Consider the following 16,292-nt stretch of genomic DNA (forward strand, 5'->3'; position numbering starts at 1 on the left):
GTTATGCACTTCCTTGCCGTACTTTTACCGCTACACCGTAATTAAATGCCAGCATCTCTCCGCCCGACATCACCGCCGACCCCGTTGCGAGCAGGTCGTCCGCACTGCTCACGACCAGCACCTCGTCGTCCGCCCGGATCGCGGGATCGGCTGCCACGACGTGTTTCGCGAACGCATTCTTCCCCTGCCGGATAAATTCCGTCACTTCGGGATCGATTACCACGCGGTACGACGGAGGGGAGAGTACTCTTTTCAGCCGGAGGCCTCCCTCGATCCCCAGGGTGAGGCGGCCGTCTTCCGCCCGGACCGTCGCCAGGCGTTTCTTTCCGAGAAGTATCTGCCGGATCCTCCCGGTTCTCGAAAAAATAAAAGTACACTCCTCCGGAAAGAGTTCCGGTCCGATACCCGAGCCGAACTGGTATTCAGCAATCGTTCTTGCCCGCCGAAGCGAACTGTTCTCCAAGCAACTCGTTGACACGATGTACAAACTCCTCTTCGCTGGTTTTTGGTATGAATGCTCCGGCGGCTATCCTGTGGCCTCCTCCCGCCCCCCCGAACTCGGCGGAGGCGGTCGTAAGGGCCTGCTGGAGGTCGATTCCCCGGGCGACCGTACGTTCGTTGGTCCTCATGGATACTTTGGTGACCAGGGGATCTTCGGGCTGTTCCACCAAGATCATGATCGGTTTGCCCATGTCCAGTTTCGAGAGCGCCATTCCTGCGCCGATTCCGACGATGGTATCGGGATACCGGTCCCCCACGTGGATATACTGGAGGTGCGGGAGGTGCTTCACCCCGGTATCCAGGATATAGGAGAGGAGATCGCGGATCACCGCCCGGTGGTTGGAGAGCATGTGTTCGGCCTGGCGGTAGGACTCACCGCGATCTCCCCTGCAGATCATGCCTCCCACCCGGGGTCTGGACCACCTTCCGCAGGCGTTCAGCAGGGTCGCGAACTCCTGCGCATTCCGGAGTGGTGTTCTCGCGGTTTCCCCCGGGAAAAGGTAGCTCTCGGCGAACAGCCGTTTCACCGGCTCACCCCGTGACACGAGGTGCTGGATCAGCATGCTCGCGATGGCCCGTTTCTCTTCGAGTGAGAGCTCTTCCCAGACCCGCCATCTCTTTGTTCCGGTCTGGAGCGGTATTTTCAGTCCCTGGAGAAATTTCAGCGCCCCATTGGGGTTGTTGGAGATCCCCGGGATGTAGGGGTCGTCGTTATAGGCGAGGCAGACATGCACGGGCCGGGTCGACGTTCCGTAGCAGTTGAGGTCTTTCTTCACGATCTCGATATGCCCGTGTTCCGCTCCTTCCCTGGCGATATCGGCCGCCGGACCGACCAGCCCGCAGTCTTCCCTTGCCATCATGTCTCCGACGTTTCCAATCACCGCGAGCGGGGCGAGGTCGACATTCGCCGGGTCCATCTCCCTGGCGACCAGATACGCGACTCCTGCGGCACTGAGTTTTGTATGTCCGTAAGGAAGACTGTTCACCTGACGGTAGTCGGTTTCGCACGGCTGGCTCACATGGTGATCGAGGATAAGCACGTCCTCCGCCCGGAGGCCCTTCTCGAGAAGGAGGTTCTGCTGTCCGGAACCTAGGTCGCAGAACACCTTGAAACTCTCGTCCTCCGGGATACGGTGCATGGTAAGCGGCTCCAGCTGTCGGACGAAGACCGATTCTACCCGTATTTCAGCCCTGGCCAACGCCTGGGCCAGAATGCTCTCGCCCGAGATGCCGTCCGCATCGATATGGGAGATCACGGTCACTTCGTCATGCGACAGAAGTTCTTTGGCTGCGTCCCTGATCTCCCCGGTAAAGCCCATCATAAGGTAATTGACGAACCAGGGTAAAAATCTCGCTTTAACGGAATGGATCTAAGTCAAAAAATGAACGTCAAAAAATGACACGTCGCGCCATCGGTCCCGGCTTGCCCGCGAAACTTCCGGTCCTGGAAAAAAGACATGAATACGAACGAATAAATGAGTGAATACAGTACGGAAACCAGGGATGCGTGAATTTCTCGAGACCGGGGTCATCTCCCCGGCAAGGATGCGGGCGGTGGACCGGAATGCCGCCGCCCTGGGGGTCGGGGCGCTCCAGCTGATGGAAAGTGCGGGGATGGCCCTCGCACGGAAGGTGCGGGAAGAAGACCCGTCAGGGGTGCTTATCCTGTGCGGGAAAGGAAACAACGGGGGGGACGGGATGGTTGCAGCCCGCCATCTCCAGGACCTCGAACCGGCGGTGTGCTATCTCGATCTCCCCGGGCAGAGCAGGGAGACCGCATTGCAACTTGCGGCCCTGCGTCATTGCGGCGTTGAACTTTTCCCTGTCCGCTGTGAGGAGAACCTCAACGCCCTTGACCGGCATTTTTCATCGGCAGGGGTCATCCTCGATGCCCTGCTCGGAACAGGAGCACGAAGCGGACTGGCGGGACCGATCGCCGGGCTCGTGGAACGGGCGAACAGGAGCGGGGCGAGGATAATCGCTGCGGATATCCCCACACCGGGTATGAGGGCAAACCTCGTGCTCTCGTTTCACCGGCCGAAAGTGGCCGGGGCGGAAACCGTCGGCATCGGGATTCCACTCGAGGCGGAGTGTATGACAGGACCCGGGGACCTGACCCTCGTCCCGGGAAGGGAGCGATCGGCACACAAGGGAGCCGGAGGGAAGGTATTGATCATCGGTGGAGGCCCGTACCAGGGAGCGCCGTTCCTCGCAGGCCTCGGGGCGCTTCGTGCCGGAGCGGATATCGTCCGGGTCGCATCCCCCGCATTTGAACCCGTTCCGGAGCTGATCTATGAAAGATTACCCGGAACGGTCATTACCCGGGACCATATAGATGACCTTCTCCGGCTGGCAGATCTTTCCGATGTCGTGGTGATGGGAAACGGCATCGGGGAAGGGAGCCACGAGGTGGTCAGAGAGGTCGCGGCCCGATGTAAAAAGGCGGTTTTCGACGCCGATGCACTCAGGCTGCCCCTCCCAAGCGCGGAAGAGTCTTTGTATACTCCCCATGCGGGTGAGTTCACCAGGATCACGGGCATCATCCCTCCGGAAGATCTCTCCGGCAGGGGACACGCGGTAAAAGTCGCTGCATCGCAGGGGACAATCCTGCTAAAAGGACCGGTCGACGTGATTTCGGACGGCGACCGGGTCCGGTTCAATCGCACCGGCACTCCGCTCATGACTGCCGGAGGGACGGGGGATGTCCTGGCCGGGGTTGCAGGGGCACTGTTCTGTCACCTGCCCGCGTTCGATGCGGCCTGCATCGCGGCGTACGCAAACGGGAAGGCGGGAATGGCAGTCGAATATACTCGCGGAGGAGGGCTCATGGCCGGAGAGCTGGCAGACCACATTCCGCGGGAACTTTTCAGAGGAGGATTGTAATGGCAGAGTTCAGTCACATAAAAGAGGACCGGGTTCACATGGTGGACATCGGGGAGAAGTCCGAAGTACGAAGGACCGCGACCGCACGGGGGAGGATCCACCTCAGGGATACCACGCTTCTCGCGATCCGGGAAGGGGCGGTGGTGAAAGGGAACGTGCTCGCGACCGCCCGCATCGCGGCTACCCTCGCAGTCAAGGACACCCCGCGCCTGATCCCTATGTGCCATACGATCCCGATCAGCAGTATCAGTGTCGACTTCTCCGAGGAAACCGGGTGTATCGAGGCAATAGTGAAGGTAAGCTCGGTAGGAAGGACCGGGGTTGAGATGGAGGCGCTCACCGGGGTAAGCGTGGCACTCCTCACCATCTGGGACATGGTCAAGTCCGCCGAGAAAGACGAGCAGGGGCAGTATCCCTGTACCCGGATAACCGGTATCGAGGTCACCGAGAAGCGGAAAGGATGAGGCACTTTTACGGGGTGCGCCCGGCCCCGGGACCTTCATGCACGGTGGAGTTTAATACCACGAACGTCGAATATTACTGGTCTTTCGGGATCCGTCCCGAAGAAGGAATGTGGCTCGTTCGCGAGCTGAACCTGAAGGTGAAGAATTATGGCGAAATCAATGTATGCGTACGTCAGGGACGCCTGGAAGAGACCTGAAGATTCCGAAGTCAAGGCTCTCCAGTGGGAAAGGATGCAGATCTGGCGGCGCGAAGGGAGTGTCGTCCGCATCGAGCGCCCGACCAGGATCGACCGCGCCCGGTGCCTCGGCTACAAGGCAAAACAGGGCATTGTAGTTGTACGGGTGAGCGTCCGCCGCGGAGGAAGGAGAAAATCCCGGTACGTCCGCGCCCGGAGAAGCGCAAGGATGGGAATGGCACGGATGACCGCGGGCAAGAGCCTCCAGCGGATCGGCGAAGAGCGTGCGTCCCGAAAATACCCCAATATGGAGGTCCTGAACTCCTACTGGGTGGGGCAGGACGGCAGGCAGAAATGGTTCGAAGTCATCCTGGTCGATGGCCACCACCCCTCGATCCGGCGTGACCCCCGCCTGAACTGGATAGGAAGACCCCAGAACCGCGGCCGTGCGGAGCGGGGAAAGACCAGTGCGGGAAGGAAAGGCAGGGGTATGAGGTACAGGGGCAAGGGTACCGAAAAGACCCGCCCGAGTATCCGGTCCCACGGCAACATCGGGAAATAATCATATCCTCTTTTTTACCACAGTATTCACAATGTCCCTTACCGACGCATGTGTCCACCCCTTCCCGGCCGGCGATTCCAGCATCCGGCGTATGGCCCTCGAAGCCCGCCAGCTGGGGCTTTCCGGACTTGTCGCCATCGACACACCCCCGGGGATCGTCGAGGGGATGAAGGTGACCAGGGGGGTGATCATCGCTGCCACGCAAGTGAAGGAGGTGCTCTCGACGCTCCGCAAAGTACCGAGGGCCGACACCCTGGTAATGGTGAACGCGACCGATCCCGGGTTTGTAAGGGCGGTTATCGGATTGAAGAGCGTTCATATCCTGCGGCACGTGCACAAGGCAGAGAAGTATGCGTTCGACCATGTGGCCGCACGGATGGCGGCCGACCACGGGGTGGCGGTGGACTTCGATCTCCGCCCTGTCGTGTATTACCGGGGTGTACCCCGCCAGAAGGTTCTCCAGAGATACCGGGACGTCCTGACCCTTCACCACCGGTACGAGTTTCCGCTCACTATTTCCACAAACTCCCGTTCGATACTCGACATGCGGGGGCCACGCGAGCTCCGTGCGCTCTCTGCCCTGTTCGATATGGATGAAGTGGTCTTCGACGGAATCGCCCCCGCGGTGGACCGGCTTCTCTCCCCAGGAAATCCGGTGAGGGTGATCGGATGAAACCGAGACCCCCCACCCTTCGGGAGAAACGCCGGTACCTGCTGGTGAGGATCGCCCCTCCTTCGAACGTTGTCGAACCCCGTGAACTCTACCTCGCGATACTCGAGGCTCTCTCCTCCCTGCACGGGGATACCACCGTGGCGAAAGTCCAGATGGCCGTCGTGAAAGCAACCGGAGAGTACGCGATAGTACGATGTACCCGGGGGTGGGAGGCACTGGTAACGGGGGCGATGAGCACCGTAACCGCGGTAAACGGAAACCGGGTCGCGCTCCGCACGCTTGCCGTTTCGGGCACCATACTCGCACTGCAGAAGAGAATGGCAGGATCCGGGGGTGGCGGGCCGGAGAGGACCTGTGATCTCATGTATCGGGAGAAATGGTACCAGGCGTACTATTATAGCGGGGAAAAGGTTGATTTGATTGAAAAAGGATTTAAAAGTCAGGAACTATTGTTTCTCACAACTGAAGATCTGGAGGAGTTATAATGCAGCCACAGGCATATCAGATGGGATATGACAGGGCAATCACGGTATTCAGCCCTGACGGCCGTCTTTATCAGGTCGAATACGCCCGGGAAGCCGTGAAGAGAGGTACAACCGCGGTCGGCATCAAGTGCAACGACGGGCTCGTGCTGATAGTGGATAAGCGGGTGAGTTCACGACTTCTTGAAGCCTCGTCAATAGAGAAGATCTTCAAGATCGACGAACATATCGGGGTTGCATCATCCGGACTGGTCGGCGACGCGAGAGCACTTGTCGATCGGGCCCGCGTGGAATCGCAGATTAACAGGGTCACCTACGACGAAAAGATCGATGTCGAGACCCTGGCAAAAAAACTCTGCGACCACATGCAGACCTATACCCAGTTCGGGGGAGCGAGACCCTATGGAACGGCGCTTCTTATCGCAGGGATAAGCGACGGGGAACTGCGCCTTTTCGAGACGGATCCCAGCGGCACGCTCCTTGAGTACAAAGCGACCGGGATCGGGATAGGCAGAAATGCGGTCATGAAGGTCTTCGAGGAGGAGTATAATCCCGAAGCCCCCCTGAAAGAATGCATCCTGCTTGGAATAAAAGCCCTTCACGACGCCACCGAAGGAAAATTCGACGTAAATACGGTGGAGATCGGGATTATCGAGACCGATAACCCGGTGTTCCGGAAGATGAGCAAGGAAGAAGTGGCCTCGTTCGTGGAAGGCTTCGAGAAATAGGGGCGATCGGGATGATACCACTCGAAAAGGCAGTGGTAGCCCGGCTCGACAGCCACGGCGAACGGTTCGAGATCCTGGTGGACCCGGACCTTGCGGTCAGGTTCCGCCAGGGGGAACCGCTGGAGATCGAGGACGTGGTCGCGGCACTCTTCGTATTCGAGAACTCATCCCATGCGACACGCGCTTCGGAAGAATCCCTCCAGAAAGTCTTCCATACGACTGATTTTAGCCCGGTTGCAAAAAGAATCATCGAGAAAGGAGAGATCCACCTCACCGCCGAGCAGCGGCGCCACATGATCACCGAGAAAAGGAGACAGGTCGTAGCGTTCATTTCCAGGAACGCGATCAACCCCCAGACCGGCCTTCCCCATCCTCCGCAGCGGATTGAGATGGCGATGGAGGAGGCGAGGGTCAATATTGACCCCTTCAAGCACCTCGACGAACAGGTCAAGGAGACCGTCAAGGCACTTCGGCCCATTATTCCCATAAAATTCGAGGAGATAAGGATCGCGGTAAAGATACCCGCGGATTATGCGCCGAAGGCTTACGGTGACATCCAGGCCGCCGGCACAATGGAACGCGAGGAATGGCAGAAGGACGGGTCCTGGATATGCGTTCTCAGGATACCTGCCGGGATCCAGTCTGATCTCTACGACCTGATCAACCGGCTCACCAAGGGTCAGGGCGAGGTGAAGATCCTCAATCAAGTATATTAATGCAGACCACGAATTATATAAGACAGCTATCAGGGTAGTCACTATGAGCAGGCAACAGAAAGCAAAAGGACGGGTGACCGGAAGCGCAGGAAGATTCGGCCCCAGGTATGGACGATTTATCCGGAAAAGAGTAGCCGAGACCGAGAAGATATCAAAGGCCGTTCACCCGTGCCCCCGTTGTGATGTCCTTGCGGTGCGCCGGGAAGGAACCGGGATATGGGCGTGCCGGAAGTGCGGGTTCAAGTTTGCCGGAGGGGCATACCAGCCGCAGACCCCGCAGCTCCGGGTAGCACTCCGGACCATTGACCGGGCGCTCCAGAAGGAGGCGTGAAGGACAGTGGCAAGTACCTACAAGTGTGCCAGATGCAAACAGAAGGTTGAGATCGACGTAAACGTCCGGTGCCCTTACTGCGGCCACCGGATCCTGTTCAAAGAACGCGGTGCCGGGATCAAAGAGCTGAAAGCTCGATGACCACGGTGACCACGTCCAGAAAGCCTGAATCCGAAGTGCGTGCCCTGGCCAAGGACCTCGCATTCGCCGCAAAATGCCGGTACATGGTGAGGGGTAAGATGGGGATGAAAGAAGTCGGGGAACAGGACCCTTTTTTTTTGATTGTGTTCCGGGAAAAGGGAGAGATGAGGATCCAGGCGTTCGATCACGGGGTGCCCTCAGGAGAGATCATCGCCACCTCGGTCTCGGTCTCCCGGCGTGAAGACGAGTTCAAATCCGGGATTTTCACCTCAAACCAATCTATTTATGAACTGCTGAAATCATATGTACCGGTGACCCTGTCAAAAGGAGGCAAGGATATGCTTTCTTTCGACGGCACGAGAAGAACCCGTTACCATCTCACCGTGGTTATCCATGCGGCATGAGGCGATATTCCGGGTGCATCACCCCGACGCGGTATACCTGTTCGGGGCAGTGGCACCGGAGATGGATGAGAAGAATCAGCGGTCAAGGGCGGAATGCCGGCTCGAAGGACGCGAGACCCTGGTGCTGAAGGTAACCGCCAGGGATATCGCTGCGTTGCGGGCGGCACTGAATATGTGGCTCCGCCTGATCAATGTCGCGAAAGAGATGCAGGACCTGATTAAAAGACCAGGAGAACACGACACATGAATGGAATTTCACCAAAAGTCCAGAACCAGATCGCCATGCTGCAACAGATCCAGCAGCAGATGCAGACCATAGGGGCACAAAAGACCCAGTACGAGATGGCGGTACGGGAAGCGAAAAGGGCGACGGAGGAGCTAAAGGACGTTGCCGAGGATGCACCCGTGTACCTGAGCGTAGGTACCGTAATGATGCAGAAGAAGAAAGAAGAAGTCGAAAAGAACCTGACCGAGAAGATCGAGACCCTGGAACTCCGGGTAAAATCCCTGGAAAAGCAGGAGACCATGCTCCAGGGCAAGTTCGAGCAACTCCAGGCCCAGATCAAGCAGGCGCTGGAGGGCAAGGCCCCCGTTAACGCCTCTTAATTCTTTTTTCCTTCAAAAAACTGTTCACAACGGGCCTTTTACCCGCTGTAATAAGTTTATGGCATTGATCATCGCTTCGGCAGACGAGAGCACGATGTCGTCGCCCGAGGCACTCGCATCGAAGACATGCCCGTGCTCATCCTCGACCGCGATGGTCACGTGACCGATCGCGTCCGACCCCCCGGAAATGGCCTCGATGTTGAACTCCTTGAGTTGTATCCGTGCCGGGAGGATACCGAGGATGGCCTTCAATGCGGCATCCACGGGCCCGTTGCCGGTGCTGGAAAAGACATGCTCTTTTCCGTTCACCAGTGCCTTCACGCTTGCGGTGGGGATAACATGATTTCCGGTCATGATGGCAATATCCTCGAGCTGGATCACCTTTTTACCGGTTTCAAGCCCCATGACGCTCTCCGCAATCTCATAGAGATCCGCATCGGTCACCCGCTTCCCCTTGACCGAGATGAACTTGACCTTCTCGACGATGGCATCGAGCTGTTCGTCGGAGGGGTTCATGTGCACCTCCTGGAGCATCTGGCGGACCGCGTGCCTGCCTACATGCTTACCCAGGGTGAGCTTTCTCCGGTGCCCCACCATCTCGGGGGTCATGATCCCGGGCTCGAACGTGGCGGCACAGGCGATCACCCCGTGGGAATGGATCCCGCTCTCGTGGGAGAACGCGTTGTCCCCCACGATTGGCTGGATGGGCGGGATGCCGATCCCGGAATACCGTGAAATCAACCGGGAGGTCTCGACCAACCGGGGGAGATCAATCCCCGTCCGGATCCCGAAGATGGTCTCGAGGATCATCACCGACTGGGCAAGGTCCGCATTTCCGGCCCGTTCGCCGAGTCCGTTCACCGTGACCTGCATCTGCGACGCACCCGCTTCGACCGCGGTGATGGTGTTCGCCACCGCGAGGCCGAAGTCGTTATGACAATGGACGTCAACCGGGCAGTCCACATCCGCGACAATGCGGGAGACGAGGGCCCGCATCGCCGACGGAGCATAAACCCCGACGGTATCAGGTACATTGATGATGGTGGCCCCGGATTCTGCCGCCGCCCGGAACACCGAGATAAGGTATTCCGGTTCGGTACGGGTGGCATCCATCGCAGAGAACATGCACTGGTCGCAGTGTTCCCGGACATAGGCCACGATCTCCCGGGTGATATCAAGCACTTCTTCGGGAGATTTCCGGATAGTGTGTACCCGCTGCACCTCGGAAGTGGGGATAAAGACATGCACCATGTCGACCCCGCAGTCGAGACAGGTATCCACGTCCTCCTTTCTCGAACGGGCGAGCCCGCAGACTACCGAGTCGAGCCCCAGATCAACGATGGCCCGGACCGTTTCCCGTTCTCCCTGCGAGGACGCAGGGAAACCGGCCTCTATGGCATGGACCCCGATTGAGGATAACTGGCGAGCGATCTCCAGTTTTTGTTCGAATTTAAACGAGATACCCGGCGTTTGTTCGCCATCCCTGAGGGTGGTATCAAAGACAGTGACTTTTCTGGTCGACTGGCTATCGGTGAAGAAAACAATTCCCCGCAACCTTTGTTATGGGAGACATACACCTATTACAATGCGCCCGAAGTATAAAAGAGTCGCGGGAACGGCTCGCGAGGATATCGTAAATCGGAACGTTTAATAAGTTACCTCTCCATATATGATGAGCGCAGAACCCGCCTTAACTCAGCCTGGTAGAGTGCGCGGCTGTAGTATGAGTTGCCGTTCAGGCAAATTGCGCGGCTACCGCGATGTCCCCGGTTCGACTCCGGGAGGCGGGATATCTTCCAGCGCGAAACAACGGTGCCCAGGTAGTGTAGCGGCCTATCATGTCTGCCTGTCACGCAGACGACTCGGATTCGAATTCCGACCTGGGCGTAGCAATCTTTTCGCCATAATCTGTGCAGGGAAGACTACCTCACTTTTCTAGGCTAAGTCAATCAAGGTGACCTGATATTTTTTATAATTTTATATTCGGGCTGACCTCCGTGATAATCTCTATTCCGGCATTTCTCCCTAATCGGAAACAAGTAAAATCAAGATATGCGGGTATGACAGCCCATGGACGAAAGTGCGGTGTTCCGGAAAAACAAAGGCCGGCGGACCTGTCCTTCCAGGGGAGAACTATCCCGGCCGGATTGAAAATAATTTCATATAGCCCGGCGTAGATACATTCAGTGATCGCGATGGACTCCGGAAATATTATGATACGATTACTATTGCTGACTTTTTGCGGGTTCCTGGTATTCCAGGCGGCTTCAGCCAGCTGCCCCTGTCTTTTGCCAAACTTTTCCCATGGCAATACCAGTTATTCCCCATCGCAATGTCTCTGCCCTTTTAACCAGAGCAATGTGAGTTATCCCTTTTATCCCTGTTACTGTCCGTTCTACGACCCTAACCAGACCATTTCCCCCTGCCCGACACCTTGTCCCTGCCCTTTTAATACGTCCTGCAGTCTCCCCCCAAGGCCGGTGTTGATGACAACGGTTCAGGCGGATTTTACTGAAAACGTCACTTCGGGGGATGCACCCCTGACGGTAAAATTCACCGACAAATCCTCGGGAAGACCGAATTCATGGCTCTGGGATTTTGGGGACGGGAGCACCTCCAGCCTGCAGAACCCTGTTCATACCTACTCGAGCGCGGGGACGTATACCGTTACCCTGACTGCGGGGACGGTATTTGACCAGGGTGGTGTCCATTCGGGAATATCCACCGTGATCCGGAAAGAGAACCTGGTCACCGTGACCGGGACGATCCAGGCTGTGCAACCCGGTTCCGGAGTGATTCCAGGAAGTTCGTCACCGCCAAAGACCAGTTTCTCCGCGGCCGATATTGAGGAGTTCATCGGTCAACGTTCGCTTCCAAGCATTTCCGGGCAACTAGTATCCGATAACTCCACGGGGAGCTACAGGGGTGTCGAAAGCGCTACCAGGATTCTGGTATTGGGAGATCCGGCAATTCCCACCGAGATTTCTACTGCAGAACAGGATCTGTTGCAAAACCGTCTTCACTCTGGACAAAGTGGTTCCACTGCGGCCCTGTTGATCAGGCAAAGGTTATCCACATAAACTCCGGCAGTTCATGGAGATTATCTCGAGGTCGGGGCCCGGATGGACTTTTTTTTGAATGGATACTCTTTTATCACCGGCTGGCTACAATGAATCTGCAGCGGAATGCTTTTCCTGTCGAAAGCCAGTAAGATGCTGTACGTAATGGAGATGATCCCATGTTCAGCGGGAATTTGAGAATTTTTGCGATATTGTGCGTCATCGCGCTCCTGGTATCCCCGGTGCTTGCCGGGGTGAACCAGGGCCCGATGCAGACACAGGTTCGGAACCTGCTTGAAAAGGTGAGATCCGGGGGGGTAACCGAGAGTTCATTACTCTCCACCCGATCATTTGTTGCGGATATTCAACCGGGTATGTCGGGTCCACAGGCGTCTCTACTCGCAATCACCTACCCCTATCGACCGCCGGTGAGGAATTCGACGATAACCTACCCATTTCCCGGGCCTGCTCCGACCGTATATCCTCTCCCCGTGATCCCCACGATCCCCACCACGACCCCGATCATCCCTTCCTCTTCGAGAGGCTTTGGATCCCTTCTGGTAAAGACCAGCTATGAGGGGCAGCTTTACCTTTGGATAAAATCGGATTTCTTTGCACAGGACGTGGAGCCGGGATATGATATGCGATGGCACACAGGAGGGGCGATTCCGGTGTATTACGAGAATAATATCCTGGCGGGTCACTATTATCTGAAGGCCACCACCAGCTCACACGACAACTCCACCGGGGTATTATGGTGTGGTCAGGCTACGATTTATGAGGGACAGGTGACCGAAGTGAATATTGTTCCCACTGTATGCCCCTTCGGCTGTTCCTGCTGCTGACCCGGTATTTTCTACCCTTTAGTTCTTTTTTGCTTCGTTGAAATCCCTGATCACCTTTCGAACTATTACGTCCAGGGTTATGTGCCGGGGACTGCCGCAGCGGCAGAGCGAATCCTGTGAAACGTAATGAGAAGGATTTTTGGGATAGCCCCGTTGTTCGGCTGTTTTCCCTCTGTCCCTGAAATGAATGGCCCTGCGTCGATTTCGGGTTAACAGGTATCCAAAACAAGGATTTTAATGCCAGTACAAAAATCCGGGATATCTGATTACGCGGGGGATCGAAGCGGTATTCGGGGCCGACAGGAGATCCTGAATAATCTCAGGGACGGGTGTCGTTGCCGGTGATTGTCGTGGTCGTGTTTTTTTCGAAAGAACAATCCAGGGAGATGCATTCACATCGTTGTATCCTCCGTCTCCTCCCTTATTAAAAGAAAATTGTGACCCGATATCTCCCCCATTTCGTAATTCCGAACGCCTTTCAAAATACGGCGATATTTTTGATTTTTCAACTATAAACCGTATAGTGCGATATGATAAATGCGTCAGGGATCTACCTTGCGCAGAAGGAGAGAGAAAAGAACTATACCGGGGGATGACAGAGTCTGGACCCTGCGAGAAGCATGACAGAACCGAAATCAGCCAATCCCTGCTGCCCGTTATTCGGGGTGAAGAGCGGGGTGCCCCCCATTGGAATCGGGATACTGTTGATCCTCTTCGCGGTGATCCCCGTGGCAATCGGGATGCCGGGTCTTCCCTTTCCTGTAACCATCGTATTTGTGGCGGCAGGGATTTTCTTCATCTGGATGGGATTTGCCCGGTGAACCGGAAGAGCCGGCCGGTGCCTCCGGGCCTTCGATGAGAGGGTTATTGAATCCTCATAATATAATGGAATAAGTATGGAGGAACATGCATCCGATTACGATCGCGGCCGCGGAGTTCTGGTGAGAAGTGCAAGGGAGTGCCCCGACCCTCATGCGAGGCGGTACTCGATCCTCCTTCTTTCCCGGGAGAAGGACCCCGATCTCCTGCCGCTGTTCGTGGCGGGGATGAAGGATGAGGATAAGGGGGTCAGGGAGCAGGCGGCGAGGGCACTCGCAGAAATGGGCGAACCCGCGACAGCAGCCCTTCTGGACCTCATCAGGGACAAAGAGTGGAGAGTGCGGTACAGGTCGGCCGAAGCGCTCGGGTTGATGGGTTACAGCCCGGGAGATGCCGCCCTGATCGAGGCACTTCATGACCCGAAGGATCATGTCCGCTATATGGCCGCGAAATCGCTGGGCCTGATAGGAGACCCCTTAGCGCTGGAGCCACTGATCGGACGGCTGGAGGACGAGAACGAGTTCGTCCGGCGGATCGCAGCGGTATCGCTGGCAAAGATAGGTCTTCCGAGGGCCCGCTCCGCCGTTGCCATGGCAATGGAAAAAGAAAAGAATCCCGAGGTGCGTGAGGCCATGGCACTCGCTCTCGCGGGCTTTACGCTTTCCGGCCCGGAACTCGATGACGAGAACACGGATTGATTTCCGGGCTGATACCGACCCTGGGATGATCCCGTGCCCACGGATTGAATGGTCCGCATCCGGTCCGGTATGAGATACGAGTACCGGATGAACCGGACACCCTCAAATTTTCTAACCCATTTTTATCCGAAAGTTTCCGATGTGCCCGCCCGGGGGGCGGCTCACGCGTCTTCTTTTCGAAGCAACGTGCTTGAATCCGGAAAAAATTTAACGAATTTTCGTACCCGGTTCCACAACAGTGAGCGGGACCAGGAGGGAGGCGGTATCGCCGGCGGCGAGGATCATTCCTCTGCTCTCCACCCCGAAGATCGTCGCCGGGGCAAGGTTCGCCAGTACCGCGACCTGCTGTCCCACCAGATCCTCCGGGGTATAGAACTGGGCGATACCGCTCACGATCTGCCGTTTCTCCTGGCCCAAATCCACGATAAGTCTCAAAAGTTTTTTGGATTTTGGAATCGGTTCGGCCTTCAGGATCTTACCGATCCGGATATCCATCCTGCAGAAATCCTCGATCGATATCTCCTCCATTTTCGGGGCCGGTGGAGCTCCGGCCTCCTTTACCCGTTTCTGGAGGAGGAGATCGAGCTCGGCGATAAGACCGTCCTCGAGCTTCTCGAAAAGCGGTGCCGGAACGGGGATTGCGCCCCCAAGGAGAGGATCGGTTGCGTCCCGAAGGAGATGGGAACCTGCCTGGTCCGTATACCCGAGCGCCTCCCAGACCTTCTGGGATTTCTCCGGGATCACCGGCTCGAAAAGCAATGCGAGAGCCCGGACCAGGAAGAGGCAGTTCTTGATGACCTTCCGCGCCTGGTCGCGATCGGTCTTGACCAGTTTCCATGGAGCATTGGACTGGATGTAGTTGTTGCCGAATGCGGCGAGTCCCATCATGGCATCGATTGCGTTCTTGAACTCGTACTCCCTCATCGCGGAGTCTACCGCCGCAAGTGCGCATTTCACCTCTTCGAGAACGAGTGCGTCGACGGGGTCATCGGGTATCCCTGAAAACTCTTTATTGGCGAAATAAAGGCTCCGATAGATGAAATTGCCAAGGGTATTGACCAGTTCGTTATTGACCCGCTCCTGGAACACAGTCCAGGAAAAGTTCAGTTCCTTGGTGTGATTGGTGTACGAAAGAAGGTAGTACCGGAGGTAGTCGGGAGAGAGCCCGCGGTCAAGGTAATCCTCGTTAGTCCACACCACGTAACCTCTGGACTTGGAGAACTTGTGGTCGTCGACCTTCACCATCCCGCTCGCAACCACCGCATGGGGGAGGCCGTAACCCGCTCCTTTCAACAACGCAGGCCAGAAGATGCAATGGTGGTAGATGATGTCCCCGCCGATGAAGTGGGTGATGCGATTTTCCCCGCACCAGAATTCTTTCCAGTCGTTTCCGGTTATTTTCGCCCATTCCTCGGTGAAGGAGATGTATCCGATAGGGGCGTCGACCCAGACATACACGACAAGGTCGTCTCTTCCCGGGAACTTGACCCCCCATTCGAGAGTCCTGGTGATACACCAGTCGTGAAGCTCGTCTTTCACCCAGCCCAGGGCATAATTTCTTGCGTTCAGGGTTCCCTTCAGGCCAGGGAGGTATTCGAGCAGGAAATCCCTGAAATCGCTCAGCCGGAAAAAATAATGCTCCTGGTCGCGGAACTCGGCCTTCGTACCGCAAACTTTGCAGGTCGGCTCCTGGATCTCGCCGGGTTCCAGGTGACGACCGCACCCCTGGTCACACTCGTCACCTCTGGCGGGAGTCCCGCAATGGGGACATATCCCCTCCACGTAACGGTCTGGGAGGAACCTCCTGCACCGGGTGCAGTAACTCTGCTTGACCACCTGGGAATAGACATACCCGTTCCCTATAAGGGAGGAGACGATCTGCCGCGTGCGATCGTGATTGGTGGGATCATCGGTCATCCCGAAGTGATCGAAGCAGACCTGCATCCGTTTGAATGTCCGGTCGAAATGGTCGTGATACCGTTGGGACATCTCACGGGGGGAGATCCCCTCCATCTCCGCGCTGACCACGATAGGGGTCCCATGGTTATCCGAGCCACAGACAAAAACTACCCGCTCACCGCACCGCCGCATATAGCGCACGTAAAAATCGGCCGGCACGTAGGTCCTCAAATGCCCGATATGGCACGGACCGTTGGTATAAGGGAGTCCGCAGGTCACCAGCAGCGGTTGATCACTCATCAGTA

General features: G+C 56.9%; 21 protein-coding genes and 2 tRNA genes. 19 read left to right on the forward strand and 4 right to left on the reverse strand.

The window, feature by feature from the left end:
- Position 1: 1 nt before the first annotated feature.
- Together J2741_RS09400 and J2741_RS09405 are read right to left on the reverse strand one after the other, a co-directional pair.
- Positions 2-478, reverse strand: a complete 477-nt coding sequence (locus tag J2741_RS09400; protein WP_209675012.1) for a PUA domain-containing protein — start codon at positions 476-478, stop codon at positions 2-4.
- Positions 423-1,820: a DHHA1 domain-containing protein gene (locus J2741_RS09405; RefSeq protein WP_209675625.1), complete on the reverse strand. Its 1,398-nt coding sequence runs from the start codon at positions 1,818-1,820 to the stop codon at positions 423-425. The genes J2741_RS09400 and J2741_RS09405 overlap by 56 nt, the downstream gene beginning before the upstream one ends.
- 184 nt (positions 1,821-2,004) lie before the next feature.
- Between J2741_RS09405 and J2741_RS09410 the strand changes: the two genes are divergently transcribed.
- Genes J2741_RS09410 through J2741_RS09470 form a run of 13 tightly spaced genes read left to right on the forward strand, consistent with a single transcriptional unit; the run spans position 2,005 to position 8,667 of the window.
- Positions 2,005-3,384 (forward strand): NAD(P)H-hydrate dehydratase, encoded by a 1,380-nt coding sequence (locus tag J2741_RS09410; protein ID WP_209675013.1) that lies wholly within the window; start codon positions 2,005-2,007, stop codon positions 3,382-3,384.
- Entirely contained in the window at positions 3,384-3,848 is a 465-nt protein-coding gene (moaC, locus tag J2741_RS09415) for a cyclic pyranopterin monophosphate synthase MoaC (protein WP_209675014.1), read from the forward strand. Before J2741_RS09410 ends, moaC begins: the two co-directional genes overlap by 1 nt.
- Positions 3,845-4,045, forward strand: a complete 201-nt coding sequence (locus J2741_RS09420) for a hypothetical protein (RefSeq protein WP_209675015.1) — start codon at positions 3,845-3,847, stop codon at positions 4,043-4,045. Before moaC ends, J2741_RS09420 begins: the two co-directional genes overlap by 4 nt.
- Positions 3,996-4,586 carry a 50S ribosomal protein L15e gene (locus J2741_RS09425; protein WP_209675016.1) on the forward strand — a complete coding sequence of 197 codons (591 nt, stop codon included), beginning with the start codon at positions 3,996-3,998 and terminating at the stop codon, positions 4,584-4,586. The genes J2741_RS09420 and J2741_RS09425 overlap by 50 nt, the downstream gene beginning before the upstream one ends.
- A gap of 31 nt (positions 4,587-4,617) precedes the next feature.
- On the forward strand, positions 4,618-5,259 hold the full coding sequence (locus J2741_RS09430; RefSeq protein WP_209675017.1) for an RNase P subunit p30 family protein: 642 nt from the start codon (positions 4,618-4,620) through the stop codon (positions 5,257-5,259).
- Positions 5,256-5,744 (forward strand): Rpp14/Pop5 family protein, encoded by a 489-nt coding sequence (locus tag J2741_RS09435; RefSeq protein WP_209675018.1) that lies wholly within the window; start codon positions 5,256-5,258, stop codon positions 5,742-5,744. Before J2741_RS09430 ends, J2741_RS09435 begins: the two co-directional genes overlap by 4 nt.
- Positions 5,744-6,469: an archaeal proteasome endopeptidase complex subunit alpha gene (psmA, locus tag J2741_RS09440; protein ID WP_209675019.1), complete on the forward strand. Its 726-nt coding sequence runs from the start codon at positions 5,744-5,746 to the stop codon at positions 6,467-6,469. The genes J2741_RS09435 and psmA overlap by 1 nt, the downstream gene beginning before the upstream one ends.
- 11 nt (positions 6,470-6,480) lie before the next feature.
- Positions 6,481-7,185, forward strand: coding sequence for a ribosome assembly factor SBDS (locus tag J2741_RS09445; protein ID WP_209675020.1), 705 nt, complete (start codon positions 6,481-6,483; stop codon positions 7,183-7,185).
- Between the two features lie 43 nt (positions 7,186-7,228).
- The gene (locus J2741_RS09450) at positions 7,229-7,516 is read left to right on the forward strand and encodes a 50S ribosomal protein L37ae (protein ID WP_209675021.1); all 288 of its coding nucleotides are present in this window, start codon (positions 7,229-7,231) and stop codon (positions 7,514-7,516) included.
- A 6-nt stretch (positions 7,517-7,522) separates the two neighbouring features.
- The gene (locus J2741_RS09455) at positions 7,523-7,657 is read left to right on the forward strand and encodes a DNA-directed RNA polymerase subunit P (protein WP_209675022.1); all 135 of its coding nucleotides are present in this window, start codon (positions 7,523-7,525) and stop codon (positions 7,655-7,657) included.
- On the forward strand, positions 7,654-8,061 hold the full coding sequence (locus J2741_RS09460; protein WP_209675023.1) for a hypothetical protein: 408 nt from the start codon (positions 7,654-7,656) through the stop codon (positions 8,059-8,061). The genes J2741_RS09455 and J2741_RS09460 overlap by 4 nt, the downstream gene beginning before the upstream one ends.
- Positions 8,051-8,308 carry a KEOPS complex subunit Pcc1 gene (locus J2741_RS09465; protein WP_209675024.1) on the forward strand — a complete coding sequence of 86 codons (258 nt, stop codon included), beginning with the start codon at positions 8,051-8,053 and terminating at the stop codon, positions 8,306-8,308. Before J2741_RS09460 ends, J2741_RS09465 begins: the two co-directional genes overlap by 11 nt.
- Positions 8,305-8,667: a prefoldin subunit beta gene (locus J2741_RS09470; protein WP_209675025.1), complete on the forward strand. Its 363-nt coding sequence runs from the start codon at positions 8,305-8,307 to the stop codon at positions 8,665-8,667. Before J2741_RS09465 ends, J2741_RS09470 begins: the two co-directional genes overlap by 4 nt.
- A gap of 24 nt (positions 8,668-8,691) precedes the next feature.
- Here the strand turns inward: J2741_RS09470 and J2741_RS09475 are convergent, their stop codons facing one another.
- On the reverse strand, positions 8,692-10,221 hold the full coding sequence (locus J2741_RS09475) for a 2-isopropylmalate synthase (RefSeq protein ID WP_209675026.1): 1,530 nt from the start codon (positions 10,219-10,221) through the stop codon (positions 8,692-8,694).
- 130 nt (positions 10,222-10,351) lie between these two features.
- On the opposite strand from J2741_RS09475, the gene J2741_RS09480 reads away from it, so the two are divergent.
- The 6 genes from J2741_RS09480 (at position 10,352) to J2741_RS09505 (ending at position 14,088) form a co-directional block, all read left to right on the forward strand.
- A tRNA-Tyr gene (locus tag J2741_RS09480) sits at positions 10,352-10,457 on the forward strand.
- A 24-nt stretch (positions 10,458-10,481) separates the two neighbouring features.
- A tRNA-Asp gene (locus J2741_RS09485) sits at positions 10,482-10,554 on the forward strand.
- A gap of 599 nt (positions 10,555-11,153) precedes the next feature.
- Entirely contained in the window at positions 11,154-11,747 is a 594-nt protein-coding gene (locus tag J2741_RS09490) for a PKD domain-containing protein (protein WP_245249481.1), read from the forward strand.
- Between the two features lie 158 nt (positions 11,748-11,905).
- The gene (locus tag J2741_RS09495) at positions 11,906-12,571 is read left to right on the forward strand and encodes a hypothetical protein (RefSeq protein WP_209675027.1); all 666 of its coding nucleotides are present in this window, start codon (positions 11,906-11,908) and stop codon (positions 12,569-12,571) included.
- Positions 12,572-13,191: 620 nt separating this feature from the next.
- Positions 13,192-13,392, forward strand: coding sequence for a hypothetical protein (locus J2741_RS09500; protein WP_209675028.1), 201 nt, complete (start codon positions 13,192-13,194; stop codon positions 13,390-13,392).
- Positions 13,393-13,467: 75 nt separating this feature from the next.
- Positions 13,468-14,088, forward strand: a complete 621-nt coding sequence (locus tag J2741_RS09505; RefSeq protein ID WP_209675029.1) for a HEAT repeat domain-containing protein — start codon at positions 13,468-13,470, stop codon at positions 14,086-14,088.
- Positions 14,089-14,295: 207 nt separating this feature from the next.
- Here the strand turns inward: J2741_RS09505 and metG are convergent, their stop codons facing one another.
- Positions 14,296-16,287, reverse strand: a complete 1,992-nt coding sequence (metG, locus tag J2741_RS09510; RefSeq protein WP_209675030.1) for a methionine--tRNA ligase — start codon at positions 16,285-16,287, stop codon at positions 14,296-14,298.
- Positions 16,288-16,292 lie beyond the last annotated feature (5 nt).

It is taken from the genome of Methanolinea mesophila, assembly GCF_017873855.1.
Lineage (GTDB): Archaea > Halobacteriota > Methanomicrobia > Methanomicrobiales > Methanospirillaceae > Methanolinea_B > Methanolinea_B mesophila.